Source organism: Proteus columbae, assembly GCF_002777965.1.
GTDB lineage: Bacteria > Pseudomonadota > Gammaproteobacteria > Enterobacterales > Enterobacteriaceae > Proteus > Proteus columbae.
In genome coordinates this window covers 152,988-179,304 of the sequence record NZ_NGVR01000032.1, presented here as the reverse complement: position 1 = coordinate 179,304, position 26,317 = coordinate 152,988, and the positions used below count along the sequence as shown (strand labels likewise).

Below are 26,317 nucleotides of genomic sequence, written 5' to 3'. Positions count from 1 at the left end.
GCAACCGATTTCGGTGTGTATAATTCCGCGGCAATATTTTCTATTTCCTAAAAGCCGCCTTGGTGAGATATTGCTATGTTACGAATTAAAAAAGAAGCACTTACATTTGATGATGTTTTGTTAGTTCCTGCACACTCCACTGTTCTTCCTAATACTGCCGACTTGTCTACTCAACTGACTGAAACAATCCGCCTAAATGTTCCTATGCTTTCTGCTGCAATGGATACTGTGACTGAAGCACCTTTAGCTATCGCATTAGCTCAAGAAGGTGGAATTGGTTTTATCCACAAAAACATGTCTATCGAACGCCAAGCTGAAGAAGTTCGTCGTGTGAAAAAACATGAAAGTGGTGTTGTCACTGATCCTATCACCGTAACACCAGAAACTTCTTTACGTGAAGTTCAAGCAATGACTGAACGCAATGGCTTTGCAGGTTACCCAGTTGTGACTAATGACAATGAATTAGTGGGTATTATTACTGGTCGTGATGTTCGTTTTGTTACTGATTTAGACCAACCAGTTACTGCGGTAATGACACCAAAAGAACGCTTAGTGACTGTACAAGAAGGTGAAGCACGAGATGTTGTCATGCAAAGAATGCATGAAAAACGTGTAGAGAAAGCCTTAGTGGTTGATAACAACTTCCACCTAAAAGGCATGATCACTGTAAAAGACTTCAAAAAAGCAGAGCGTAAACCAAACGCATGTAAAGATGAACACGGTCGTTTACGTGTAGGTGCTGCTGTTGGTGCAGGTGCAGGTAACGAAGAACGTGTAGCAGCCTTAGTTGCCGCTGGCGTTGACGTTTTACTTATCGACTCTTCTCACGGTCACTCTGAAGGCGTATTACAGCGCATTCGTGATACTCGAGCATTATATCCAAATCTACCTATTATTGGTGGTAACGTTGCAACTGCAGAAGGTGCTTTAGCGCTGGCAGATGCAGGTGTTAGTGCGGTTAAAGTAGGTATTGGCCCAGGTTCAATTTGTACAACACGTATCGTAACGGGTGTTGGTGTACCACAAATTACCGCTATTGCAGATGCAGTTGAAGCACTGAAAGATCGCAACATTCCTGTTATTGCCGATGGTGGTATTCGTTTCTCTGGCGATATTGCAAAAGCATTAGCAGCGGGTGCAGCTTGCGTTATGGTTGGTTCAATGTTTGCAGGTACTGAAGAATCTCCGGGCGAAATCGAACTATTCCAAGGTCGTTCTTATAAATCCTATCGTGGCATGGGTTCATTAGGTGCAATGTCTAAAGGTTCATCAGATCGTTACTTCCAAACTGACAATGCAGCAGACAAATTAGTACCAGAAGGTATCGAAGGCCGTGTTGCTTATAAAGGTCTATTGAAAACTATCGTTCACCAACAAATGGGTGGTTTACGCTCATGCATGGGCTTAACAGGCTGCGCAACAATTAAAGATTTGAATACCAAAGCTGAATTTGTTCGTATCAGTGGTGCAGGTATTCAAGAAAGCCATGTCCATGATGTGACCATCACGAAAGAATCGCCTAACTATCGCTTAGGTATGTAATTTATTCCGAGAAAGGCTTGTTTTAGTTATTACCTTGTTTTGATTATAAATTAGCAAGCCTTTCAACTTTATGACTTTATCTGTTTTGGAATTCACCACAAATGACAGCAAATATCCATAATCATCGCATTCTTATCCTTGATTTCGGTTCACAGTATACGCAGCTTATTGCTCGTCGTATCCGTGAAATCGGCGTTTATTGTGAACTCTGGGCATGGGATGTTACAGAAGAACAAATTCGTGAATTTAATCCTAATGGTATTATTCTGTCTGGTGGCCCTGAAAGTACTACTGAAGACAACAGCCCTCGTGCGCCAGAATACGTATTTAATGCAGGCGTTCCTGTATTAGGAATTTGTTATGGTATGCAAACGATGTCGATGCAATTAGGTGGCGACGTCGAAGTTTCTGGTGAGCGTGAATTTGGTTATTCACAAGTTGAAATTCGTGAAACTTGTGCACTGTTCAATGATATTCAAGATTCAGTTAGCGAAGATGGCAAACCATTATTAGATGTATGGATGAGCCACGGTGACAAAGTTACTGCTATTCCATCAGACTTTGTAACAGTAGCCAGCACTGAAACTTGTCCATTTGCTATTATGGCGAATGAAGAGAAACGTTTTTATGGTGTTCAATTCCACCCGGAAGTTACACACACTCATCAAGGTTTAGCGATTTTAAAACGTTTTGTTTTAGATATCTGTGGTTGTGATGCACTGTGGACTTCTGCCGCAATTATTGAAGACACTGTTGCTCGTTTAAAAGAGCAAATTGGTGATGATCACGTTATTTTAGCGTTATCAGGCGGTGTTGACTCTTCAGTGACTGCTTTACTGTTAAATCGTGCGATTGGTAAGCGTTTAACATGTGTATTTGTTGATAACGGCTTATTGCGTCTGAATGAAGCCGAACAAGTCATGGAAATGTTTAAAGGTAAATTTGACCTAAATATTATCCATGTTGAAGCGGAAGAACGTTTCTTAACTGCGCTGAAAGGCGAAAATGATCCTGAGAAAAAACGCAAAATCATTGGTCATACATTCATTGAAATCTTTGATGAAGAAGCTGTTAAACAGCCACAAGTTAAATGGTTGGCGCAAGGCACTATTTACCCAGATGTGATTGAATCTGCAGCATCTGCAACAGGTAAAGCTCACGTAATTAAATCACACCATAATGTGGGTGGTTTACCTGATGATATGAAACTGGGTTTAGTTGAGCCGTTAAAAGAGCTGTTTAAAGATGAAGTCCGTAAAATTGGTCTAGAGTTAGGCTTACCTTACGACATGCTTTATCGTCATCCATTCCCAGGCCCTGGTTTAGGGGTTCGTGTATTAGGTGAAATCAAAAAAGAGTATTGTGATTTACTGCGTCGTGCTGATGCTATCTTTATTGAAGAATTGCATAAAGCTGACTTATATAACAAAGTAAGCCAAGCATTTACCGTGTTCTTACCTGTGCGTTCAGTCGGCGTTATGGGCGACGGTCGTAAATATGACTGGGTTGTTTCATTACGTGCAGTTGAAACTGTGGACTTTATGACAGCGCATTGGGCACATTTACCATATGACTTCTTAGGTCGTGTTTCCAACCGCATTATCAATGAGGTTAGTGGTATCTCCCGCGTTGTTTATGATATCAGCGGTAAGCCACCAGCAACAATCGAGTGGGAATAAAATAACCTTTATCAGCAATAGTTGATAAAGGTTAAAAAACCAAGAGCCATCAGTAAGTTACTGGTGGCTTTTTTGTATAGAATTATTTTTTAGTAATAGGATTATTTTTATAAATAATAAATTCAATAAAATTTTGAATTGATATTTGCTCACTTAAAGGTAATTTAGAATAAGCTTTTCTATCGTAATTAATAGCATTCTTATCATTCTTAGGGATTAACAATTCATAAGTTTGACGACCCATTGCTTTAGCTATAGCATCAATACTTTCAGCCGCAGCACTTGCTTCACAATTAATAATGTGGTTAACCGTTGACTGTGCAAGACCTGAGTCAACGGAGAGTTTAACTCTTGATTTTATTCCATCGTTTAACATGAATGTTGTGATGTTATCTGAGAGTATTTTGCTAATTTCTGTCGGAATGTATTCTTCTTTTTCTGATCCAATATGACCTTCTTTCAGATGGTCTACATCCATCCAATATTTACTAATTTTAGTCACATATTCAATTTTTCGTGACATGGGGTCTGTAAGTTCACGATGGCTTTTTAAATCTTTTGGTGATAGATAACGAGAAATCATGCTTGGTGCCACACCTAATGCATCAGCAAGTCTTTTTTGTTTACCTTTATAATGATGTTCAATAATATAAATTAAATTATTTTTTCTGGTTTCTGCAATACTTCTTATATCATCAGTATTCATAGAAAACTCCAATAGATAAAAAATCATAAATAGATATTTTATGAACTTACATTACCATTTTGGTTATTTTTATCTATTGTGTTTTGAATAAACAGTAATTAGATTTATTAACGTGAACTCTCATACCCAATAACCTTCCTTAATTCTTTTTTAATATCTTCTTCAAACCATATACTATTATCGACGATAATAGCATGCTCGGTTTTATCCACGAGAATAATTTCAGTTTCAATATTCTGCTTATCTAATAATACTTGTATATGTTTTAAATAACGGCGTTTACCAGTAAACCAATTTTTATTAATGGTAAGTAAATTTATAGCATCAATATATCCGCATCCTATCCAATGTTTTAAATGAAGTAATGGGATTTTGTTTTCTTTGGAAAAAGCAGGGTGAAGAAGATAATACTGATTGCTAGCAGTTTGAACATCATAGATATCTTGCAGAAAATCCTCGACACTCTCTCCACTACCAACGATATCAATTTTACCCGTAGTAGTATCAACTAAATAGGCATTTACACCAACATAACAATGATCTAATTGATTATAAATAACATAACGCTCAGAGTTACAACGGATTATCCAAAAATCTTTCTTAGGCGATAACTCACAAAAATAAATAGTAAATTGTTCACTACAAGGTGGTGATGAATGACAGTGATTAAGAACAATATCTTGTGCTTGTTGTGAGGTTATCATTTTAATTTATAAAGCACCTAATTCTACATGGGTAAAATAAGAATTGACCAAGTTTGTATTGGCTTATGTCTGTGTTATAACCATAGAATATTAGTATTAAAATGTAAACTAATGAAAAAGTAACAATAAGGAGATAAGGACATCATGCATAATGAGATTTTAAAAAAACTCCCGCAAATAGAGCAAGAGCATCAAGTTAAATTACTTTATGTTGCAGAAAGTGGTAGCCGAGCTTGGGGATTTGCCTCAATAGATAGTGATTATGATGTGCGAGGTATTTTTATTCGACCTCGTAATGCTTATCTTTCTATTGATAAACCTAAAGAAACCTTCGAATGGATAGAAAATAGTTGGTTTGATGTAGGCGCTTGGGACATTACCAAGGCACTACACTTATTACGTAAATCGAATTGTATATTATTAGAATGGCTCCAATCACCAATAATTTATCAACAATATCCTAATGTTCAAAAAGAGTTATTTGAGCTTGCAAAACTCTATTATCAACCAAAAGTGATTGTTCATCATTACAGAGGAATTGTTAAAGTTGTGAGTGGATATTCTCCTGAAAATAACGCGAAAAATGAGATTAGTGTAGAGCCAATAAAATTAAAAAAATGGTTCTATATACTACGTTCTCTTTTATCCGCTTATTGGACAGTGAAGACAGGAGACATTCCTCCTATGGAATTGGATAAGTTGATAAAAATCTTAACTATTGAAGAACAAAAAGCTATCAAAGAATTAGTAGAATTTAAGTCAGATAAAAATGAACATTTTACTTGGGTTCCAACAGATGCGATGCAGCATCTAGTGATTTTTTTATGGCAAGAAACAAATGTTCAATTAACCAAAAGAACCGTGCCTGATAATGATATTTTAAATAATTGGTTTAGGAAAAAATTAGATGAAACTGACTATTGAAGATATAAAACCTTACCTTTTATTTGAAAGTATCGCCGGAAGTCGTTCACATAATCTTGCAACTGAAACATCAGATACGGATATTAAAGGTGTCTTTTATCTCCCTAAAAATCTTTTTTATGGGTTGGAATACACACCACAAGTAAGTAATGAAACCAATGATATAGTTTATTATGAGCTTGGAAGATTTATAGAACTATTGTGTGCATCTAATCCTAATATTTTAGAGCTACTTAATTCACCTGAACATATGGTTATTTATCGACACCCTCTAATGTCATTGATAAAACCAGAATGGTTTTTGTCTAAAACTTGTGTTCAAACATTTGTGCACTATGCTCAAGGGCAGATTAAGAAAGCTCAGGGACTAAACAAAAAAATAGTAAATCCGGTCGAAAAAAAATTAAAAACCATTCTTGATTTTTGTTATGTCATTGAAGATGGAAAAACAATACTAATCAATACTTGGTTAGAAAATCGACATTGGAAACAAGAGCATATTGGGTTAACAAAACTTACTCATGCTCAAGATATTTATGCAATTTATTATGATGATAAAGTGCCTTATCAAGGAATAATAAAAAAAGAAAATGCTAATGATGTATTGCTAAGTAGTATTTCTAAAACAGCAAAACTAGAAGGTTATCTTAGCTTTAATAAAGAAGGTTATAGTGCATATCGTAAGCAATATCATGAATATTGGCAGTGGGTTGAGCAACGTAATGATGTTCGTTACCAACAAAACATTGATCATGGCAGAAGTTACGATAGTAAGAATATGATGCATACCTTTAGATTACTCTATATTGCATTAGGGATCGCACAAGAAGGGAAAGTGAAGGTTTGGTGTGATAATAGAGATGAATTATTAGCAATTAAGGCAGGTCAGTTTAGTTATGATGAATTATTAGAGCGCAGTGAAATTCTTATTAAGACCATTAATAGTGCATTTCAATTAAGTCTGTTGCCGGATAAAATTGAGCCTTCAATTGCAGAAATTGCTCTTATAAATATAAGAAAAGAGCTTTATAAATAGTAGAAAAATAAATTAGTATAAAAAACTAATATCCCTTACATGATGTAAGGGATATGCTATTTTTAATATCTTAAGTATACAAACTAAATGCGAAAATATTTATTAAATAGCGTTGGCGTATAAAAATATTAATTAGTTGCAAGATACTCTGGATAAGCATCTGTTAACTTCATATATATACGTTTATGCTCTGCGTTCTTTCTGAAATCCTGTTTTAAACAGATTTTAGCTGTGTTTTTTAACTCAGCAGGTACATTTTCAGCGTTTGTAGAGGCAATAATGGAAAAACGCACTTTCTTTTTAGACCGACTTAAATTATAAGGTAAACCTAAAATACGTCTTGCGACTCTGTTTGTTTTCACAACTCACTCCTTTTTGTATGTAATTTAGAGAAAGCTTATTTATTATAACAGAAAATAAAAAGAATAAGATGCTAGTAACCTTATTAATTTAGCATTAAAGGCTATTCTACCTATGTTTATTCTGTTTTTTCACACACACTCAAAATAATAAAATAAATACTCTTTCATTCGAAATATAATTAACCATCTAAATTATCGTTATTTGAAATTAAAATAAGAAATTTAGTTTAATATTAACAATAAGTTATTTGTCTCATAATTGAGATAATATAAGATACTTTAATTTACAATTAATTATCATTTTTTTGAAAAAGAGATTAGAAAAGAGATCTCGCTGAAAATTTAACGTTATTTTAATTCAACGAGGCATGGATCCAATTAAGATAACCTTTAAAACCATTTTCAATCGGCATTATAATCACTTCAGGAGTATCATAAGGATGTATTTCGACAAGAGTATCAATTAAGTTTTGCTGTTTACTTTTTTCGGATTTTATTATCATAAGTATTTCATTATCTTCAATAATTTTATTGTCCCAATGATAAATAGATTTAACTTGAGGGATTAAATTTACACAAGCAGCAAGTTTTGCATTGATGAGGTGGTGAGCAATTTCATTCGCGATAGTTTCATTTGGTGCTGTTGAGTATGCAATTATCATTGTTTTTCCTTTTAAAATTGATTTGATTTTTAATAGCAATAATAGGGCTTGGGTGATTTTAATTTTATCAAAATAAAACTTTTTAAAACTTAAAGCTAATATTCTTATTTTTAGCGAAATAAAACAGTTTTTTCAAAAAAAACTTTCTCGATATGAACTGTTTACGGCATTATTAAGGGCTTTTTACGTATTATAAGATCCTTGCAGTAAAGAAAAATATCAGGGTGCCGATATTATTAGTAGATTAATGAAATGTATCTATTTGTGTTATAAGGCTTAATCTGGCTAAAGGCATTTTATCTTCAATAATATCTCTAATATAAAATAAACTAATTAGTCATAAGATTTATAAAAAATTTGTGGGGTTTAAAATGGATAATAATTCGCTAAAAAACGCGAGTTTATTTGATAATGATCCCGTTCTCTATGCAGCGTGGCTTTACTATCAGGACGGACTCAGCCAAAGTGAAGTTGCAAATATTATGGGTGTTTCTCGTGTTACCGTCGTGAAATATTTGCATCTAGCTAGAGAAAAAGGATTCGTAAATATTAACTTGGATTCATCAGTATTTTCTACGATTGATTATGCCATCAGAATAAAAGCAAAATTCGATCTTAATAATGTGCTTATTTTACCTGATGAAGAAAAGAATAAATCGCAACACACTTTAAGTATGAACAGAGAAAGATTAGCGAAAGCAGGAGCGATGTATCTTTCTCAGATAATTAATGACGATGATATTTTAGGTGTTGCTTGGGGACGAACAATTTATAAATTGGGTAATTATCTTCCACCCAAGTCATTAAAAAATATCACAGTGCTACAAATGATAGGTGCAGTAGCGCCACAGCCTGATTTTAAAACAACAGAAGCAGCCGCGTTAATCGCAAATAAGTTGTCAGGGTGCTGTATTAATTTGCATGTGCCAGCAGTGGTTTCTAGTGCACGTCTAGCAATGGAACTTCAAGCTGAACCTATTATTAGGCGTAATTTTTCAGCGCTAAATCAGTGCAATAAAGCTCTTTTTGTTGTGGGTAATACATTCGATGATAATCCTTTGGTAACAACAGGGGTTTTAACGAGCAGTGAGATGGCTCAATATCGTGATTTAGGCGCTGTTGGTGTGATTTGTGGACGTTTTTATGATGCGCAAGGTAATCCTTTAGTTTCTGATATTGACCTTAGGATAATGGGAATAAGCCTTGCTCAGTTAAGACAAATAACACAGAGACTTTTTATTGCCGGTGGTGTGGAAAATATTCAGGCAACAATAGGGGCGATAAAAGGAGGTTACGCCACCGATATTGTAATTGATGAAGTGACAGCGCTGGCATTATTAGAGCTAGATAATTAGTAATAGAATCCTCGTGAGAGCGAGGATTTACTGGCAAACCTCTATTTAAGAGCTACTTATTTCTGATAAAAATAAAGTATTTGAAGCATTTATTTTTATCAGTCTGTTTTGTAAAGCTTACGTATAAAGAAAAAGATAAAAATGATAAGTCGTTAACATTTTTATCTTTTTTTATATGAGCCTCTTGCCTTAAATACTTATATCATTCATTATATAAAAAATTATATAACGATAGTTAGGATCACCACTTTTATGAAACGTCAATTTCTTGCTGGTTTAGGACTAGCATTAGGATTAATTTGCCATAATACATTTGCAGCCGAGCTTCATCTTTATGCAGGTGCTGGATTAAAACAACCAGTAGAGCAAGTTGTGAGTGTATTTGAAAAAGAGACGGGAAATAAAGTTACTATTGAATATGGCGGTTCAGGTCAAATATTAACACGCTTTAATTTAACTAAGCAGGGGGATTTATTCTTCCCTGGTTCACAAGATTATGTGGAAAAGTTAGATAAAGAAGGACAAGTAGTTAATCAATATTCTATTGTTCGCCATATTCCTGTTATTGCTGTGCGTAAAGATAAAGTGGGTGATATTAAAACACTAGAAGATCTTGCGAATAGTTCATTAAAACTAGGTATGGGTGATGCTAAAGCTATCGCATTAGGAAAAAGTGGCGAGCAACTTATTGATGCATCAGGTCAAGGCGATAAATTACGTGATAAAGTTGTTGTACGCACTGCAACCATTAAACAATTGCTTATGTATTTACTAAATGGGGAAGTGGATGCTGCCATTATTGGATATGCAGATGCAATGAAAAATCAAGATAAACTTATTTTACTTCCAGTTCCTGAAGGTAGCCCAGAAGAAGTGGCAACACTTGCTGTTTTAAAAACATCAGCAAATCCGAAAGAAGCACAATTACTTGCTGATTATTTTACTCGTGCTGAAGGGATAAAGGCTTTTACTGATTATGGTTTTCTTCCTGTAATTTCGAAACCATAGATTTTTTTCTCACATAAATTGTGTTTTTCGCCACCAACTCACTGGTGGCTTTTTTCATTATTACAGCAAAATAAATATCCATCTTAAAAAAGGAAATAACGTGTTTCGATGGGCATTAATTCCACTTTTTTTATTGTTATTTCTGATCTTAGGATCGCTAATTGCACTGATATGCCAACTTTCTTATGTTGAATTGAGGCAAGTGATTACCGACCCTGAATTCCATTTTGCTATTGGTATGTCACTCAGTACAGCGTTAACTTCTTTATGCCTAGCAATTATCTTAGGTGTACCTGCTGCATGGGCAATGGCACGAATTCCTTTTAAAGGACATCGTTTTATTGATGCGTTATTAGATTTGCCTTTAGTTACTCCTCCATTAGTTATTGGTATCGGATTACTATTATTGTTAGGAAATCAGGGCCCTTTAACAGGTGTTTTTCCTGAATTATCTCGCTCTCTTTTTTCACCATTGGGTATTATTATTGCTCAAACTTATGTCGCAAGCGCGATTATTATGAGAAATAGTCTCTCTGCTTTTAAGTCTGTTGATCCCGCTTATATTCAAACGGCACAAAATTTAGGATTAACACCAACAAAAACATTTTTATTGATTGAAATACCATTATGTTGGTCTGCTTTAATGAGTGGAAGCATTATTGCATTTTCTAGAGCCTTAGGTGAATTTGGCGCTACGTTAATGTTAGCTGGTGCAACAAGGTTAAAAACAGAAACGTTGCCTATGGCAATTTATTTAAATATTGCCAGTGGAGATTTCACTCTGGCAATTGGTTGTGCGCTTGTTCTTATCGCTATCGCGATTACTTTATTATTTGCGTTACATCGTTTACAGCGAGAAAGGAAAAGATCATGCTAGAAATTCGTTCATTAACAACGGGTATATTAAAAGATATTTCGTTGAACGTAGAAAAAGGAACATGTTTAGGAATAAGTGGTACATCTGGAAGTGGTAAAACAACACTGCTGAATGCGATTGCTGGATATACTTCATACTCTGGTGATATTTACCTTGCAGACAAAAATATAAATGAACAGCCTGTATGGCTACGTTCTTGCCGATATTTAAATCAACGGCTTTATTTATTTCCGTTTATGACTGTGACACAAAATTTATGGTTAGCGCAATATGGTGCAAAACAGAAACGAAACAAGGAGAGGGAAAAGGCGATATTAGAGCAAATGGGAATTGCGCATCTCGCTACACGTTATCCTCATCAAATTTCAGGAGGGGAGCAACAACGCGTCGCATTGGCAAGAGCTCTTATTAGCCAACCCAAACTTTTACTACTGGATGAACCTTTTTCGAGTTTGGATTGGGAAACACGTTATCAGCTTTGGGATTTAATTGATTCCTTAAAATCTAAGGAAATAACGATGATCATGGTTACTCATGAGCCTCGTGAAATCAGAGCGCTAGCAGATAAAACGGTTTTATTGTCTAAAGGACAAGTTGTTACTGAAAATTTTATACTATGAAATTATTGCTTTGCTTATTGATTACCAAGCCATAACTGACCAATGGATAATACGCCCCATAATTTTTACAGAGTCAGTTTCCGCTGATTCATCAGGAAATTCGTCTTTATTATAGCTACGTATAATCAATTTACCGCCCGGTTGACGATAGAGTAGTTTTATTCTAAACAAGGCATCTTGTTCGATAGCATAAATGCCACCATCAACAATGCGTGTGTTGCCTGTATCGACAGTGACTGTTGAGCCATTTGGAATAACAGGTGACATACTATCGCCATAAACAGAAAAGCAAATAACGTTTTGGGAAGATGCGCCATAACGGCGTAATGTGCTTTTTGAAAATCTCAATTTATATCCATTATGATCTTCGTTAGTACAACAACCGTCACCCGCTGCGAGTTCGATACTTTTAAAATAGGGAATTTCCACTTCATCAGCACCTAGAGGAGTATTGCTGTCCCATTCACTTACAGGTTGCCATTCATTTTCTGGTGGAATTTCAGAGGTTGCATTGGTTTGTTCTTCACCTTCGAGTAGCCAAGCTAAATCACAATTTAATGCTTTTGCTAATTCAGGTAAAAAACGGGGGCGTTTAGTTTTACCACTTTCTAGCTGTTCTATGGATTGCTGTGTTGTACTCGCTAAAGTAGCAAGTTCTGATTGTGTTAAACCTAACGCAATGCGTTTATTTTTGGTACGTTTCGCAATAGACATTAGTGACTCCTAATACGTGTCCTTACATATTCAAGTACAAAGAGTATATCGTAAAAAGAAAACAAATTAAATTGTATTTTATCTTAATTATAAAATTAAGAACAGATTAATTACTTAATTTTGAAAACGTCGTCTACACTATCTGGTGGGGTGAGATAAGGGTTTTCATCAGTAACTTCAGGATCTCTCAAGACTTCTCCACAGAAAATAATAAGGTCAGGTCTTTTTTGTTTTAAGTAGTTAAGTCGTGTTGTGCATTCATCTTTAGTATAAATTGTTTCTGTAACAGGAACTGCATCACAAGAATCATTTCCACAAGGACTTACCAACAACACATAACCGACCAGCATGAGCTGTGAAGTAAACATAAAATATCCTTTTAACTATTCATGTTTGGTCATCAAAATCAGACCGCTAGATTACCTATTTGTTGATAAAAAAGCAGTTTCTATTTGTCTTAAATAGCATTAATGATGCAAAAAAGTGTATGCGATCACAATTTTTCTAGTGTTTATTTGTGTTTTTTTGCAATGTGTTATAAGCAAATGACCTAAATATTAGGCAATAATACGCTGTGATATATTGTGAAAACAAATAGAATTGTTTTTTAGTCTATTTAATTGTTGTAATATTGTTAGTGTTGAATATAGCGAAGATAAAAAGAGCGCAATAGTGACATTAAAAACGGTCTTAAAAGATGGTGTAGAAAAAACAAAAGCACAAGAAATGATTAATGTTGATGGTAAATGGAAAGTTGCTTTCAAGTGATTGTTCGCATATTTAATATTGTAGCTTTATTCTTAGCGGGTGCATTTTATGCACTCGCTTTGCCTCATGACTTAAAAAGTGGTGATTTAGTTTTTCGGGATGGGGATGAAGTTATTAGTGAGATAATTAAACAAGTTGATAAAAGCGGGTTTAGCCATGTCGGTATGCTGTGGATCTCTGATAATGGTGTTCAAGTGATCCATTCTACACCCAGTGAACATAATAATATTAAAGATGGTGTTACTGTGGATAGTCTTGAATTTTTCATTAGTAGAGCAAAGCCGAATTCAGTTCGTTTTTATCAAGTGAAAGGAAGTAAAGAAGCAAGAGATATTGCGGTGCAAACTGCATTAGAACGAGTCGGTGAAAATTTTAGTATTTACCCTGGACAAGGCGTTTATTGTACTGAGCTAGTCGCTACTGCATGGTTAAAAGCTGGCGTTTCTATTTCTACGGATAGTCGAAAATTAGATATGCCATTTATTTCAGATAATCCACTTATTTTTCCTGAAAACCTGATTGGTTCTGAAAATATTGTCCAATATCCTCAATAACGTATATTTTAGTCATTTTGCAATAAGTATTGATCAAGAAAAATAAATAACATTAATTTTCTAGCTCTTTGGAAGACTTACAGGTAGTATCTGCCTAAATTTATTTTCCTCTCTCTTTTGATTATTTAGGTCGTTGTTATGTAATACGCATTAAGGCACTGAAGGAATAGTGCAATACAGAAAAATTAGCTTACCGAATTTCTCTTTAAATTTGGTAGAACTTCTGTTACTTAATGAGTGTTAAATAATGAATAATCAATCACAAAAATATGATAGAACCTATCACTATCCTTTTTCACCAGGCACAACAAACGATGATCGTATAAATGTGCAATGGTGGCAGGATATTTGCCAAATAAAACAACTTATCCATACAGAAAAACTGGATGGAGAAAATAATTGCCTAAATAAAATGGGTGTTTTTGCACGCTCGCATGCAACCCCAACACAATCAGCGTGGACATCTCAATTGCGTCAACGTTGGCAAATGATGAAAAATGATTTAGGTGAGTTAGATATTTTCGGTGAAAATCTCTATGCCATTCATTCTATTGAATATGCACACTTAGAAGAATATTTTTATGTGTTTGCGGTTCGTTATAAAGATAAATGGCTAAGTTGGGAAGAAGTGCAATTTTATGCTTCACTGTTTGATCTTCCAACTGTACCAGAAATTAAACTGCCTAAATGTCAGGATAAAACTGATTTTGAAAATATGATTGTTTCACAAGCCAAGCAGGCAAGTTTCTTTCAATCACATGATGTTTTAACGCAAAAAACAAGCCCAATGGAAGGCATTGTTACACGAGATGCACAGTCATTTTCTTTAGATGATTTTTCACATCGTGTTTTTAAATATGTTAGAAAAGATCATGTTAAAACAGATGTTCATTGGAAAAAAAATTGGCGACGAGCCCCTTTAATTTGGGAAAAAGCACAGGAGTCTCAATGATGCTTCATAAGAAATTACACACTGAAATGTCATGGGAACACCTCTGTGAATTGTATGATGAAATTAGTGATATGGCTGGTGTTATGCAAGATCCTATTCATCATGCAGAAGGTGATGTGGCGATACATACACAAAGAGTAATTAATTCAGTTAAATCATTGCCAGAATATAAGACTTTAACTGAAAGAGATCAGCAAATTTTATGGATCTCAGCACTACTTCATGATGTAGAAAAACGTTCTACAACACGAGAAGAAGAGGGGCGTATTGTTTCACCGGGTCATGCCCGTAAAGGGGAATTAACAACGCGTCTTTTTCTGTATGAAAAAATACCTTTAAGCTTTACTGATAGAGAGCAGATCGCAGCTTTAGTTCGCTATCATGGATTACCGTTATGGGTGATGGATAAACCTGATCCTAAAAAAGCACTGCTTGCTGCATCATTAAGAGTAGATTGCTATTTGTTGGCATTATTGGCTAAAGCCGATGTTTTAGGGCGAGATTGTGAAGATAAACAAGCTCTCTTTGATAAAATTGCGTTATTTACACTTTATTGTGAAGAGCTAAATTGTTGGCGTAGGGTTGCTCCATTTCCTTCAGATAATGCTCGTTTTCACTATTTTTATACAGAAAATAGTACGGATTGCAATTATGAGCCTTATCCTGAAAAAGGAAGTGAAGTTACGGTGTTATGTGGATTACCGGGTATGGGAAAAGATACTTTTATTCGCCAACATTGTGCCGATCTTCCGATTGTAAGTTTAGATGATCTCCGTCGTCAGCATAATATTAAGCCTGATAATAGAGATGCTAATGGTTGGATAGCACAGCAAGCAAAAGAACAAGCCCGTATTTATTTACGAGAGCATAAATCTTTTGTTTGGAACGCCACAAACATTACAAGAAAAATGCGAGATCAACTTATCTCTTTGTTTTATCGTTATAATGCAAAAGTTAGGTTGGTTTATATTGAAGTCCCTTATGCGCAATGGCAAAGGCAAAATAATGCAAGAAACGAAGCCGTGCCAGCTAAAGTAATGGAACGCATGTTGAGTAAATTGGAAGTACCAACACCAGAAGAAGCTCATCAAGTGACTTATTGGATTGAAGGGCAATCTCAGACCATACTTTAATTGTCCGATTAATTTCAGCGAAATAATAAGTAGGTTGTAAAATAAAATGAGGGTTACTTATAAAAATAAGTAACCCTTTTTTATTTATTGAATAGGATTAATTTGCAGGTAAAACAACGTACTAAATTTACTTTTTAACGTGATGGATAATATCGAAATAGGTATTACGATCATCAGCATTTGGATAAATACGATAGGTATACTCATCATTTTTAACCGTGATATTTTCTACATCGCGGGTGAATAGTGTTTTACCTTCAGTATCTTTGGCAACTAAGGTACGTATTTTGCCATCATCTGACATTGACCAATCACCTTGCATTTTCTGTTTACCTTCCGGTGTAAACATAATAAAAGTGCCATTAGGGTAATACTCAGCAAGTCCAAAATAGTTGCTGACTTGTGGATTATCAGCCGCAGTTTTATTTCCTTTTTCATCGATAGCGTCAGTTGTTATCCAAACTTTTTCTATCATGACTTTCTCATAGTCATTAAGCTCTTTTTGAGCCTGAATAACACCTTGAGTTTGAATATTGGCAGTTGATGTGGAATTCTCTGCGGCAAAAAGAGAAAAGCTAGCGCTTAATAACGAGATTGCGATAAGTGATTTTATTTTCATTAATATATCCTTATTTTACGTTGTACTTCTTGTCTATGAACACTGATGTTTTTCCTGTTAGTAATAAAGTTAGGCATGAAACGAGGTAAGTACCAGAAAAGAAGTATGTCAGAATGTTTCTAATGAAAAGGTTGTTTTACAAAAAACTTTAGAATTAAATCACTATAACCACATTATTTTTTGGTATTAAATCTCAATAATTTTTGTTTTGTAGACTTACAATCCTAATCAAAGATGTTCAGCAATATAAATAGTTATTATAAATAATAGATAAAACGTATAGAAAACCTTTCTTATTTACAAAACCAGATCAAAACTTGACCAATAGATGTGCAATATAGACAAAGATAAATAACCAACTTTCTGTAGAAATGGTCTATAAAATGAAAAATTGAAATAAATAATCAATATTTTATTTATGTAAAAGGTGTTGTAAGCGTATTGAATGATACCTCGATCACAAAAATGAAAAGAGAAAAATAGGGGATGTTTTAAGCATTTCTTTTGCATTACTTAAGTAATTTACGTTCTTTGGTGAAAGGGTATCGTTTTCTTTGGTATTTAATGATTAGAATTTCTTTATGGTAAATGCGTTTTAAAAATCAGAGATGATAAAAATAATTAATGCATTGCTCGATTCAATTAGATTGTGTTTTATTTAAGCATTATTACGAGTACTTTACATAAGTGTAAAATTATTTTTTTGTAATGCCTTATTTATAAAAGTAAATTTTATTTCTATATTTAACTTTCTAATATTATCTTCTGTATGAAAATAAAAAATAATATTAAATTTATTTATGCTAAATAAACTAAAATGACGTTATAAGTTGATTTATTTCTTTCTAAAAAAGAAATAACCCTCAATTTTATTTATTAAATAATCTTACGGTTATCATTGTTTATTTCTGTTTCTTTTTGTTTTTTATTTTTGTATTTCTGCTTTTTTTTGCTTTTAATAAATAACATATGATTGTAATCACAATCCCATAACAACTAATAAACTAAAGTTGTTGCCATAGAGGTAACATTAAATGAAAGCAGAACGTCATAAAAAAATAATTAATCTGATCAAAGGTAATGGTGCAGTAAAAGTTTCTGTTTTGGCTAAAGAACTTGATGTTACCAAGGAAACAATACGGTCAGATTTAAATACACTAGCAGAAAAGGGAATTATAAAAAGATGCCATGGTGGCGCTTTTATAGAATTTGAGACATTAGATAAAGTAGCTAAGAAAGAGATTATACAATTTCTAGAATGTAATGATCAAATTGATAAAAACGATTTAGCAAACAAGACAGCAATAAATAAGGTGTGTGTACTAGGCTCATTTAATGTTGATATGATTAGTTATCTTCCTAGATTGCCAGAAGCCGGGGAATCCTTATTATCAAATAAATTTATCTTCTCACCAGGAGGTAAAGGCTGTAACCAAGCATTGGCGGCGAGTTATGCTGATGCACAGGTCCATTTTATTACAAAGATAGGTACTGATCAATTTAGTGATTATGCAGTTAATTTTATATCATCATCAAGAATAAAAACATCAACGATATATCAAACTGAAAATTACCAAACAGGAACGGCATCTATTTTTGTATCGGAGGAGAGTGGGGAAAATATTATTTCCATTTACTCTGGCTCTAATATGGATATTTCTGCTGATGAAGTAAAAATACAGAAAGATAAAATCATTGATGCAGATATAATTTTACTTCAATTGGAAACGAATATTGAAGCATTAAAAGAAATTATTGCTATTGGAAACGAAAATAATATTCCTATTATTCTTAATCCAGCACCTTATAACAAAATAGTTAATGAATTACTTCCAATGATAGATGTTTTAACACCTAATGAAACGGAAGCAAGTTTATTATCTGGAATCGAAGTACTCGATTTAGAATCTGCAAAAAATGCTGCGGTTTCTATTTATCAGCAAGGCGTAAATAAGGTGGTTATTACGCTGGGTAGTAAAGGTTCGTTAGCTTATGACGGATATAAGTATATTTACTCGCCGGCATATCCGGCAGTTGTAAAAAATACAGCAGGGGCAGGTGATGCTTTTAATGGTGCGCTCGCTGCCTCATTGGCAAAAGGAAAGCAGTTTTCTTATGCGTTACGCTATGCATCAGCTTTTTCATCATTAGCTGTTGAGACGAGTAATGCTTCAGAAATGCCTGAAGATATTAATGTCATGCATCGCATCAATCAAACAACATATTCACAGATTGTCACCCAATCCCCTGAATAAATAATCTTTTTTGAAAGAGGAATAAAAATGAAAATCTTATTTATTGGTGAGTCATGGCACATTCATATGATCCACTCTAAAGGCTACGACAGTTTCACTTCCAGCAAATATGAAGAAGGTTCAACGTTCTTATTAAGTTGCTTAAGAGAAAAGGGTGTTGAAGTTGATTATATGCCTGCTCATACCGTTCAGGTTGCATTCCCACAAACGGCTGAAGCGTTGGCTAAATACGATGTCATTGTTATTAGTGATATTGGTGCAAATACGTTCCTTCTGCAAAACGATACTTTCTATAACATGAAAGTTATTCCTAACGCATTAGGGTTAATTAAAGAGTTTGTGGTTAATGGCGGTGGCTTATTAATGATTGGTGGTTACTTGTCATTTATGGGTATTGAAGCTAAAGCAAACTACAAAAATACATTACTTGCAGAAGTTCTGCCTGTTGAAATGCTGGATGGTGACGATCGTGTAGAAGCGCCTGAAGGTGTATTTGCAAGTGCGGTAAATGCTGAGCATGCATCAGTAAAAGGCTTTGGTGAATGGCCTATGTTCCTTGGTTATAACAAAGTTTCAGCTAAAGAGAATACAGAAACTGTATTAAATATTGGCGAAGATCCATTGCTGGTATTTGGTCAGTTTGAAAAAGGAAAAACAGGCTGCTTTATGAGTGACTGTTCTCCTCACTGGGGTAGTAAAGAGTTTTTAGCATGGCCTCATTATGCTGATATGTGGGTCAACATTCTTAAACAAATCGCCCGTTAATTTGAATTAAGAATAACTGTCATAAAAAGTAAAAAAGCGCAGAGTTGCCGCTCTGCGCTAATAAAAAACCGATTACTTGAAAAATAAAAAAAGAAATCACTCATAGCCAATAATCCAAAAGGAACATCTTATGAGTACAAAAAATTTATCAACACCATTGCTGATGTTAGCAACTGTGTTAGCAGGTATGCTATCACCAATGCAATCTGCGGTGAATGGGCAGTTAGGGCATGTTTTAAAAGATGGTAACGCCAGTGCAGTTATCTCTTTTGCCAGTGGTTTAGTGGTGATGTTTTTTATCATTATGTCGAAAAAAACATATCGCCAGCAATTTGCTTCAATTCCAAGTTTAATTAAAACGCGCAAAATTCCATTATGGAACTGGTTTGCGGGTCTTTGTGGTGCAATGGTTGTTTTCTCTGAAGGGGCTTCTGCTAGCGCACTAGGGATTGCAACATTCCAAACAGCATTAATTTCAGCACTCTTATTATCTGGTTTATTATGTGACCGCTTTGGTGTTGGTGTTGATGAGAAAAAATATTTCACTTCATATCGTGTATTAGGTGCAGTGTTAGCTGTTGTTGCAACTTTATTTGTAGTTTCTCCACAATGGCACTCAACCTCATTTATTTATTTAGCAATTTTACCTTTCCTTGCTGGTTTATTAGCTGGTTGGCAGCCCGCAGGTAACTCTAAAGTTGCAGAAGCGACAGGTTCTATGATGGTGTCTATCACTTGGAACTTTATTGTTGGCTTCACTGTTTTAACGATTGCTCTTATTGTTCGTATGGCATTAGGTCATATCACTCTTGAATTACCAGGTACTTGGTGGATGTATTTAGGTGGTCCTTTAGGACTTATGTCTATCGCATTAATGGCTATTTTAGTACGTGGTTTAGGCTTACTGATGTTAGGTGTTGCTTCAACAGCGGGTCAATTGTTAGGTTCGGTATTAATTGACTTGTTATTACCTTCATTAGGCAATACCGTTTATTTAGTGACAATCATCGGTACATTATTTGCGTTAGTGGGTGCGATTGTAACAACAATTCCTGAATTCAGAGCCACTAAGTCAGCAAAAGCGTAGGAGTATCGTAATGAAAGGTTATATTCAAAGCGTAACTGGCCCCGTGAAAAAAGAAGATATGGGGCTAACATTGCCTCATGAACACCTCTTTAATGATCTCTCAGGTGTTGTTGATGAGCCTTTTTATGAATTCTCGCATGTGTTAGTTGATAAAAAAGTTAGTGCAGATATTCAGTGGGGACTTAAATACGATCCATATTGTTGTTGCGATAATATGGATAAGAAACCAATCGAAGATGTTATTTTTGAATTAAATAACTTCAAAGAGTTAGGTGGAAGAACAATTGTTGATGCAACAGGCTCTTCATCAATTGGGCGTGATATTAGAAAACTAAGACAAGTTGCAGAAATAACCGGTATTAACGTTGTCGCTTCTTCAGGACTTTATATTGAAAAGTTTGAAGGAAAACGACTGGCTGATGATATTGATGCAATGGCAAAAATCATTGATGATGAATTGAATATAGGTATTGATGGTACTGATATTCGTGCTGGTATGATTGGTGAAATTGGTGTTTCTCCATTCTTTACAGATGGTGAGAAAAATAGCTTACGTGCTGCAGCCATTGCACAAAATAGTAACCCTCATGCTTCAATGAATATTCATATGCCAGGTTGGCAACGTCGTGGTGATGAAGTTTTAGATATTCTATTAACAGAAATGAGTTGTAACCCCGCTAAGATTTCATTGGCACACTCTGATCCATCAGGTAAAGATATTGATTATCAATGTAAAATGTTAGATCGCGGTGTTTGGCTTGAGTTTGATATGATTGGTTTGGATATCTCTTTCCCTAAAGAAGGAGCGGCACCAAGCGTTATGGATACCGTAGAAGCCGTCGCCACCTTAATTGAAAGAGGTTATGGTAGCCAAATCGTATTAAGCCATGATGTATTTTTAAAACAGATGTGGGCGAAAAATGGGGGTAATGGTTGGGGATTCGTTCCTAATGTATTCCTTTCATTATTGGCTCAACGTGGCATTGATAAATCTATTATCAAAAAATTATGTGTTGAGAATCCAGCCAATTTGTTGGCTTAAATCTGAAGTGAATAAATAACAATAAATATACCCCTTGAGTAAATTTAGCGGCACCTTAATAACGTGCCGCTTTTTTATACCTCAAGGAAATGAAGATAAATTGAAGTATTAACGTAAATGGTAATTTTCAATATAACGTAATGAATGGGTTGAGCCATTAATTACTAAAGAGTGTGTTTGTAGATATTGAGCTTGTTGATTAACACCAGATAAGAAATCACCTTTAGTAATCGCTGTTGCTGCAAACATAACATCTTGGTTACGTACTAATGTGTCTAATGACAATTTAATATTTACATCAGTACCCATTTTATGACAACGAGCAATTTCAGAAACGGCATATTCTCTATTTTCTGCATTATTTCCTTTTGCAATATCACGAGTAATTAAACGTGCTTGCATATCACCGCCTAATGCCTTCGCAATAGCAGCACTAATTACGCCTTCAGGTGCCCCACCAATACCATACATAACATCAATACTGTTATTAGGCATTGTGGCATATAAAGAGGCTAAAACATCGCCATCAGGTAGTGTAATAACATTAATACCTTTAGCGCGAAGATCGTTAATAATATCGTGGTGACGCGGTTTATCTAAAATAGCGAGAGTTAACTGCTCAATAGATTTATTTAATGTTTGTGCGATAGCATCAAGGTTATACTCAAGGCAATGGTTAAGATCAATCACACCAGCAGCTTGCTTACCAACAATTAATTTTTCCATATACATGTCGGGAGCTTGTAAAAAACTGCCTTCAAAGCCTGCGGCTAAAATTGCTAAGGAATTATTTTCACCCGTAGCTACCATACGAGTACCGTCAATTGGGTCAACCGCAATTTCTATTTTATCGCCTTTCCCATTACCTACTTTTTCGCCAATATAGAGCATAGGCGCTTCATCTATTTCACCTTCACCAATGACAATTTCACCATTGATATTCAGGTTATTTAAACGTTCACGCATGGCACTGACCGCAGCGTCATCTGCTGCATTTTTATTTTGTTTTCCAATCCAAGGCATTGCTGCAATAGCTGCGGCTTCTGTTACAGAAGCGATAGCATTAGTTAATTCGTCATTTAATTTCATATTATGAGTGTGTTTTGCGATATAAATGGAAGATTAAGATAGGTTATCGATCATACCTTTTTTTCGAAATTGTGTGCTAGGTTTAAATCAAGAGTTCTCGAAATAGTTTTTTTAGGAATAAACTAAGATAAATCTGTGAAAATTAAAGTATAACTAAGGTTTAGAGATTAAAACCATATGATGATTAATGCAAAAGGATTAGGTTTATGGATGATTTTTTGACGCTTATCGTTACTATATTTGTCGTGGTATCTTTGTATTGGCAATATCACGCTTATACAAATAGCAACTCATTGTTGCATCGAATTAAACAGCTTGAAGAAAAACTTACTGAGCAACAAGCGAAATTATTTAAGTTATTAAATAAAGATAACGCTGTGGATACTCAGATAGCGCCTGATGCTCAGAAAAGCGAAGTTAAGGATTTATCTCGTGATATAAAAAGAGAGCCTCAGTCAACAGTTTCAACTTATCAACCTCAAACAGTTGAACCTATTAACACAAAAGAACAAGTGCAAAATAAGGCGGAGAATAAAGACGCGCCTGTATATCAACATGCACAAGCATCACAAGAAACGACATTTAATAAAGTTTCTCCTAAAGAAGAAAATCCAGTTGTTCAATCTTCTATGGTTAATAATATTAACCTTGAAAACAAACAACCTAATCAGCCCGAAATATCAACGATCCCTACACCTAAAGGATCTGAGCCTTATCAACCTAAGGTAGCAACAAGCCGTTTTGCTCATCGTTATCAACAAGAAGCAAAACAGACATCTGTTAAATCAACATCAGATCTGCTTGTAGAAAATAGAGCTAATGTTGCAAATGCAAGCCTTGCGGGATCTGAAACAGGTGATTTAGGAAATGCTACACCTCAAGTAAATAGACCTGCATCGCAATATAGACCTAATTTAAACCCTCGCCCAAAACGTCAACAAAAATCAATTTTCGGGCTTATTTGGAATTGGGTAGTAACAGGAAATCCGTTGGCTAAAATAGGGATGTTATTACTCTTTTTTGGTCTGTCTTATTTACTTAAATACAGTATTGAGAATGAACTTGTTTCAGCATCAACACGATTAATGATGGCGGGAACAGGATGCTTGGCCTTATTAGGTATTGGCTGGTGGCTTCGAAAGAAAAACCTGATATATGCATTAATTTTACAAGGTGGTGGCATTGGTGGGTTTTACATTACTATTTTTGCTGCGACCAAAATTTATGATTTTATTCCTATTAGTATTGCTCTCGCTATTATGGTGTTTATCTGCTTGGTTAGTGTAAGTTTGGCAGTTATTCATCGGGCTATTAGTTTAGCTGTATTAGCTTCACTTGGTGGTTATTTAGCACCTGTTTTACTGTCTACGGGTGATAACAATTACGTTGGATTGTTTAGCTATTATCTTATTCTTTCAATTGGCATTCTTATTATCAGCCATTGGCAAGTTTGGCGTTTATTAAATCTTATTGGTTTTGCCTTTACTTTTGGTATTGGTTTTATATGGGCAATACCAAATTACACTCATGCCGATTATTTACCTTGCCAACTATTTTTAATTGCAAATTGGTTGATTTTTGGTGTTGCAACGGAACTTTCAACATTAAAAAATAAACTGAAACTTAATATTCCTTTTGATGCCACATTGCTATTCGGCACGCCATTAATTGGTTTTATCTTCCAACATCGATTAGCCTCTGAATGGCCATATGGGGTTGCTATTGCTTCATCACTTTATGGATTAGCTTATTTCGCACTAAGTTGGTTTGCACTTAAGCGTTATCGTGAAGAGGGAAAATTACTGGCAATTGCCTTCTTTATGCTATCTGTTACCTTTGCCACTTTAGCCGTACCATTTGCATTCTCTGCTGAATGGACATCGATTGTATGGGCAATTGAAGGGGTGATGATCCTTGCGTTTTCTGTTTTACAGCAGCAAAAGAAACCCGCTATTGCAGGGACTATTTTAGTTGCGGTTTCCTTTGTTTTATTATTCAACATGCCTGTTATCTCGTTGGGCGATTGGCTAATGCTTGTAACACAAGTAATCGTTGTATTTGCCGTCGCAGTACTGTGGTATCGAGCACAATTTACTAATCTTGATAATCGAACTATTGGATATGTAACACTATTTATCTCTGCTGTAAGTTGGGGATATAGTGTTTTACTTTTACAAGAATATGGCGAACATTGGCTTTCTCCAGAAGTAAAATCCATTACCTTTGCTTTTATTCTTATTAGCTGCTGGGGTATGTTCTTTGCTGGGAAGAAAACCCAATTTTCTGAGTTGGCTAGTTGTTCTATTTTATTATGGCCGATGTCCGCGCTTATTATGTTGGTGTACATCTATCTTGCTGGCTCGTTAATTGACAATTGGTTAAGTGTGATTATCTGGATCGCGATTTTTGTGAGTGGTTTTTACTTGCTTAAGGTAAATACGTTATTGCCGAAACAAAGGATAAATAAAGCATTGATCCACAGTATGCATCTTATCTTTATTGGCCTATTCTTATTTACTGAAATTATTTGGTTAATGGATGTTACGTATCTTTATGTGAGCTTACATTTTGCAAGTGTAATTTTTGTTATCAGTTTATTTATTGCAATAAGCTATATACTCGCAATGAAAGTTAATTGGACAAAAAAGTACCAAGATGCTTATTGGGTAGTCACTTTACCTATTTTAGGTTTACTAGCACTCTCTTTAATCTTTGCAAACTTTAATGATGGCACTGAAAGTGGAATTAAATTTATTCCATTATTTAATTTGATGGATCTAATGGGTATTATTGGAATATGGGTTGGCTATAAATTTATTTCAGTAATAAAACAGTCACCTAAATATCAAGCATTATTGAAAAATAGCTTACCTATATTTAATTACATTATTCCGGCTATGATTTTCTGGTGGGCAAATGGTGTTCTATTAAGAGGATTAGTCTTTGCAACAGATGTTGATTGGTCGAGTTATGCAATAATTAACTCCAAAGTTATCCAAACAGTATTAGCAATTATTTGGGCAATTACCGCGTTAGTGACTATGGTGATGGCGACACGTAAAAAATTACGCTCACAATGGTTTATTGGTGGTGTACTGTTGGCTGCAGTTATCGCTAAACTTTTCCTAATTGATACATCGTTAAGTAGTGGGTTGCTCAGAGCATTGGCCTTTATTGGTGTTGCAATACTGATTTTATTAATTGGATATTTCTCACCACTACCGCCGAAAAAACAGAGTAACAATACAAGTGTGTAAGTAATATTTATGCTTACATTGTGTTTATTATAAAAATTAAATCATGCATATAATCTTAAATGACTAATGCATGATTTAATGGAAAGGAGAACCATAATGCATCAAGGTCAATGTTTATGCGGTAAAGTTAAATTATCGACAACACAAGATATCTCTGCACTTAGCGTTTGTCATTGCAGTATGTGTTTGCGCTGGAATGGTGGGCCTGGTTTTTCAATTGATTGTAAATCAGATTTGAAGATTGAAGGTGAAGAAAATATAACACGTTATGATTCATCTTTATGGGGAGAACGAGCGTTTTGTAAGCATTGTGGCTCTCATCTTTTTTATCATCTAAAAGAAGCCCATACTTACTATGTATCAGCAGGATTATTTCCTGATACGAAAGAAAGCAAACTGACTATGCAAATTTATATAGATAGCAAACCTCATTATTATAATTTTGTAGAAAAAACACCAATGCTAACAGAACAAGATATTATGAATATGTTCAATAAATAACATTTCATTTATTAGTTTTTTATCTTTTTAAAGACTCTCTTCTATGTGAGTCTTTTTTATGATTTTATTTTATCAAATAAATATTAATGTATTGTTAAGGAAGAGT

General features: G+C 34.7%; 25 protein-coding genes. 17 read left to right on the top strand and 8 right to left on the bottom strand.

What is annotated here, in order from left to right; all coding sequences use genetic code 11:
- The first annotated feature begins 75 nt into the window (after positions 1-75).
- Positions 76-1,542 carry an IMP dehydrogenase gene (gene guaB, locus CBE70_RS17520; RefSeq protein ID WP_098942516.1) on the top strand — a complete coding sequence of 489 codons (1,467 nt, stop codon included), beginning with the start codon at positions 76-78 and terminating at the stop codon, positions 1,540-1,542.
- Between the two features lie 101 nt (positions 1,543-1,643).
- Positions 1,644-3,221 carry a glutamine-hydrolyzing GMP synthase gene (gene guaA / locus CBE70_RS17515; protein WP_100160335.1) on the top strand — a complete coding sequence of 526 codons (1,578 nt, stop codon included), beginning with the start codon at positions 1,644-1,646 and terminating at the stop codon, positions 3,219-3,221.
- 82 nt (positions 3,222-3,303) lie between these two features.
- Here the strand turns inward: guaA and CBE70_RS17510 are convergent, their stop codons facing one another.
- Both CBE70_RS17510 and CBE70_RS17505 read right to left on the bottom strand, forming a co-directional pair.
- Positions 3,304-3,927 (bottom strand): XRE family transcriptional regulator, encoded by a 624-nt coding sequence (locus CBE70_RS17510; protein WP_232797429.1) that lies wholly within the window; start codon positions 3,925-3,927, stop codon positions 3,304-3,306.
- Between the two features lie 107 nt (positions 3,928-4,034).
- Positions 4,035-4,631, bottom strand: coding sequence for a hypothetical protein (locus CBE70_RS17505; RefSeq protein WP_100160334.1), 597 nt, complete (start codon positions 4,629-4,631; stop codon positions 4,035-4,037).
- A gap of 144 nt (positions 4,632-4,775) precedes the next feature.
- Between CBE70_RS17505 and CBE70_RS17500 the strand changes: the two genes are divergently transcribed.
- Together CBE70_RS17500 and CBE70_RS17495 are read left to right on the top strand one after the other, a co-directional pair.
- Positions 4,776-5,555: a nucleotidyltransferase domain-containing protein gene (locus CBE70_RS17500; protein ID WP_100160333.1), complete on the top strand. Its 780-nt coding sequence runs from the start codon at positions 4,776-4,778 to the stop codon at positions 5,553-5,555.
- Positions 5,539-6,591, top strand: coding sequence for a DNA polymerase beta superfamily protein (locus CBE70_RS17495; protein ID WP_100160332.1), 1,053 nt, complete (start codon positions 5,539-5,541; stop codon positions 6,589-6,591). The genes CBE70_RS17500 and CBE70_RS17495 overlap by 17 nt, the downstream gene beginning before the upstream one ends.
- 128 nt (positions 6,592-6,719) lie before the next feature.
- Here CBE70_RS17495 and sra read toward each other — a convergent pair whose 3' ends face one another.
- Together sra and cutA are read right to left on the bottom strand one after the other, a co-directional pair.
- On the bottom strand, positions 6,720-6,953 hold the full coding sequence (gene sra / locus CBE70_RS17490) for a stationary-phase-induced ribosome-associated protein (RefSeq protein ID WP_100160331.1): 234 nt from the start codon (positions 6,951-6,953) through the stop codon (positions 6,720-6,722).
- Between the two features lie 353 nt (positions 6,954-7,306).
- Positions 7,307-7,615: a divalent-cation tolerance protein CutA gene (gene cutA, locus CBE70_RS17485; protein ID WP_100160330.1), complete on the bottom strand. Its 309-nt coding sequence runs from the start codon at positions 7,613-7,615 to the stop codon at positions 7,307-7,309.
- 371 nt (positions 7,616-7,986) lie between these two features.
- On the opposite strand from cutA, the gene CBE70_RS17480 reads away from it, so the two are divergent.
- The 4 genes from CBE70_RS17480 (at position 7,987) to CBE70_RS17465 (ending at position 11,475) form a co-directional block, all read left to right on the top strand.
- Positions 7,987-8,970, top strand: coding sequence for a sugar-binding transcriptional regulator (locus CBE70_RS17480; RefSeq protein ID WP_100160329.1), 984 nt, complete (start codon positions 7,987-7,989; stop codon positions 8,968-8,970).
- A 252-nt stretch (positions 8,971-9,222) separates the two neighbouring features.
- Entirely contained in the window at positions 9,223-9,978 is a 756-nt protein-coding gene (modA, locus tag CBE70_RS17475; protein WP_100160328.1) for a molybdate ABC transporter substrate-binding protein, read from the top strand.
- Positions 9,979-10,078: 100 nt separating this feature from the next.
- The gene (locus CBE70_RS17470) at positions 10,079-10,855 is read left to right on the top strand and encodes an ABC transporter permease (RefSeq protein WP_100160327.1); all 777 of its coding nucleotides are present in this window, start codon (positions 10,079-10,081) and stop codon (positions 10,853-10,855) included.
- Positions 10,849-11,475, top strand: coding sequence for an ABC transporter ATP-binding protein (locus tag CBE70_RS17465; RefSeq protein ID WP_100160326.1), 627 nt, complete (start codon positions 10,849-10,851; stop codon positions 11,473-11,475). Before CBE70_RS17470 ends, CBE70_RS17465 begins: the two co-directional genes overlap by 7 nt.
- A gap of 21 nt (positions 11,476-11,496) precedes the next feature.
- Here the strand turns inward: CBE70_RS17465 and CBE70_RS17460 are convergent, their stop codons facing one another.
- A complete protein-coding gene (locus CBE70_RS17460) occupies positions 11,497-12,189 on the bottom strand; it encodes an XRE family transcriptional regulator (RefSeq protein WP_100160325.1) in 693 nt (230 codons plus the stop codon).
- A gap of 110 nt (positions 12,190-12,299) precedes the next feature.
- Positions 12,300-12,557, bottom strand: a complete 258-nt coding sequence (locus CBE70_RS17455) for a hypothetical protein (protein ID WP_100160324.1) — start codon at positions 12,555-12,557, stop codon at positions 12,300-12,302.
- A 378-nt stretch (positions 12,558-12,935) separates the two neighbouring features.
- On the opposite strand from CBE70_RS17455, the gene CBE70_RS17445 reads away from it, so the two are divergent.
- From CBE70_RS17445 to CBE70_RS17435, 3 genes are all read left to right on the top strand, one after another.
- Entirely contained in the window at positions 12,936-13,511 is a 576-nt protein-coding gene (locus CBE70_RS17445) for a YiiX/YebB-like N1pC/P60 family cysteine hydrolase (RefSeq protein ID WP_232797428.1), read from the top strand.
- A 247-nt stretch (positions 13,512-13,758) separates the two neighbouring features.
- Positions 13,759-14,463: an RNA ligase family protein gene (locus tag CBE70_RS17440; RefSeq protein WP_100160321.1), complete on the top strand. Its 705-nt coding sequence runs from the start codon at positions 13,759-13,761 to the stop codon at positions 14,461-14,463.
- Positions 14,460-15,596, top strand: coding sequence for an AAA family ATPase (locus CBE70_RS17435; protein ID WP_100160320.1), 1,137 nt, complete (start codon positions 14,460-14,462; stop codon positions 15,594-15,596). Before CBE70_RS17440 ends, CBE70_RS17435 begins: the two co-directional genes overlap by 4 nt.
- A gap of 127 nt (positions 15,597-15,723) precedes the next feature.
- Here CBE70_RS17435 and CBE70_RS17430 read toward each other — a convergent pair whose 3' ends face one another.
- The gene (locus CBE70_RS17430) at positions 15,724-16,215 is read right to left on the bottom strand and encodes a DUF4822 domain-containing protein (RefSeq protein ID WP_100160319.1); all 492 of its coding nucleotides are present in this window, start codon (positions 16,213-16,215) and stop codon (positions 15,724-15,726) included.
- 1,034 nt (positions 16,216-17,249) lie between these two features.
- Between CBE70_RS17430 and CBE70_RS17425 the strand changes: the two genes are divergently transcribed.
- The 4 genes from CBE70_RS17425 to CBE70_RS17410 all read left to right on the top strand — a co-directional run bounded on the left by CBE70_RS17425 (position 17,250) and on the right by CBE70_RS17410 (position 21,364).
- The gene (locus tag CBE70_RS17425) at positions 17,250-18,470 is read left to right on the top strand and encodes a PfkB family carbohydrate kinase (RefSeq protein ID WP_023581937.1); all 1,221 of its coding nucleotides are present in this window, start codon (positions 17,250-17,252) and stop codon (positions 18,468-18,470) included.
- Positions 18,471-18,497: 27 nt separating this feature from the next.
- Positions 18,498-19,235 carry a glutamine amidotransferase gene (locus tag CBE70_RS17420; protein ID WP_006532984.1) on the top strand — a complete coding sequence of 246 codons (738 nt, stop codon included), beginning with the start codon at positions 18,498-18,500 and terminating at the stop codon, positions 19,233-19,235.
- Positions 19,236-19,365: 130 nt separating this feature from the next.
- Positions 19,366-20,322 carry a DMT family transporter gene (locus CBE70_RS17415; protein ID WP_100160318.1) on the top strand — a complete coding sequence of 319 codons (957 nt, stop codon included), beginning with the start codon at positions 19,366-19,368 and terminating at the stop codon, positions 20,320-20,322.
- Positions 20,323-20,332: 10 nt separating this feature from the next.
- Positions 20,333-21,364 (top strand): methylphosphonate esterase, encoded by a 1,032-nt coding sequence (locus CBE70_RS17410; protein WP_100160317.1) that lies wholly within the window; start codon positions 20,333-20,335, stop codon positions 21,362-21,364.
- Between the two features lie 108 nt (positions 21,365-21,472).
- On the opposite strand, the gene glpX is transcribed toward CBE70_RS17410, so the two are convergent.
- Positions 21,473-22,453 carry a class II fructose-bisphosphatase gene (gene glpX, locus CBE70_RS17405; protein ID WP_100160316.1) on the bottom strand — a complete coding sequence of 327 codons (981 nt, stop codon included), beginning with the start codon at positions 22,451-22,453 and terminating at the stop codon, positions 21,473-21,475.
- A 206-nt stretch (positions 22,454-22,659) separates the two neighbouring features.
- Between glpX and CBE70_RS17400 the strand changes: the two genes are divergently transcribed.
- Both CBE70_RS17400 and CBE70_RS17395 read left to right on the top strand, forming a co-directional pair.
- A complete protein-coding gene (locus tag CBE70_RS17400; protein ID WP_100160315.1) occupies positions 22,660-25,710 on the top strand; it encodes a DUF2339 domain-containing protein in 3,051 nt (1,016 codons plus the stop codon).
- 96 nt (positions 25,711-25,806) lie between these two features.
- Positions 25,807-26,211: a GFA family protein gene (locus CBE70_RS17395; RefSeq protein ID WP_100160314.1), complete on the top strand. Its 405-nt coding sequence runs from the start codon at positions 25,807-25,809 to the stop codon at positions 26,209-26,211.
- Positions 26,212-26,317 lie beyond the last annotated feature (106 nt).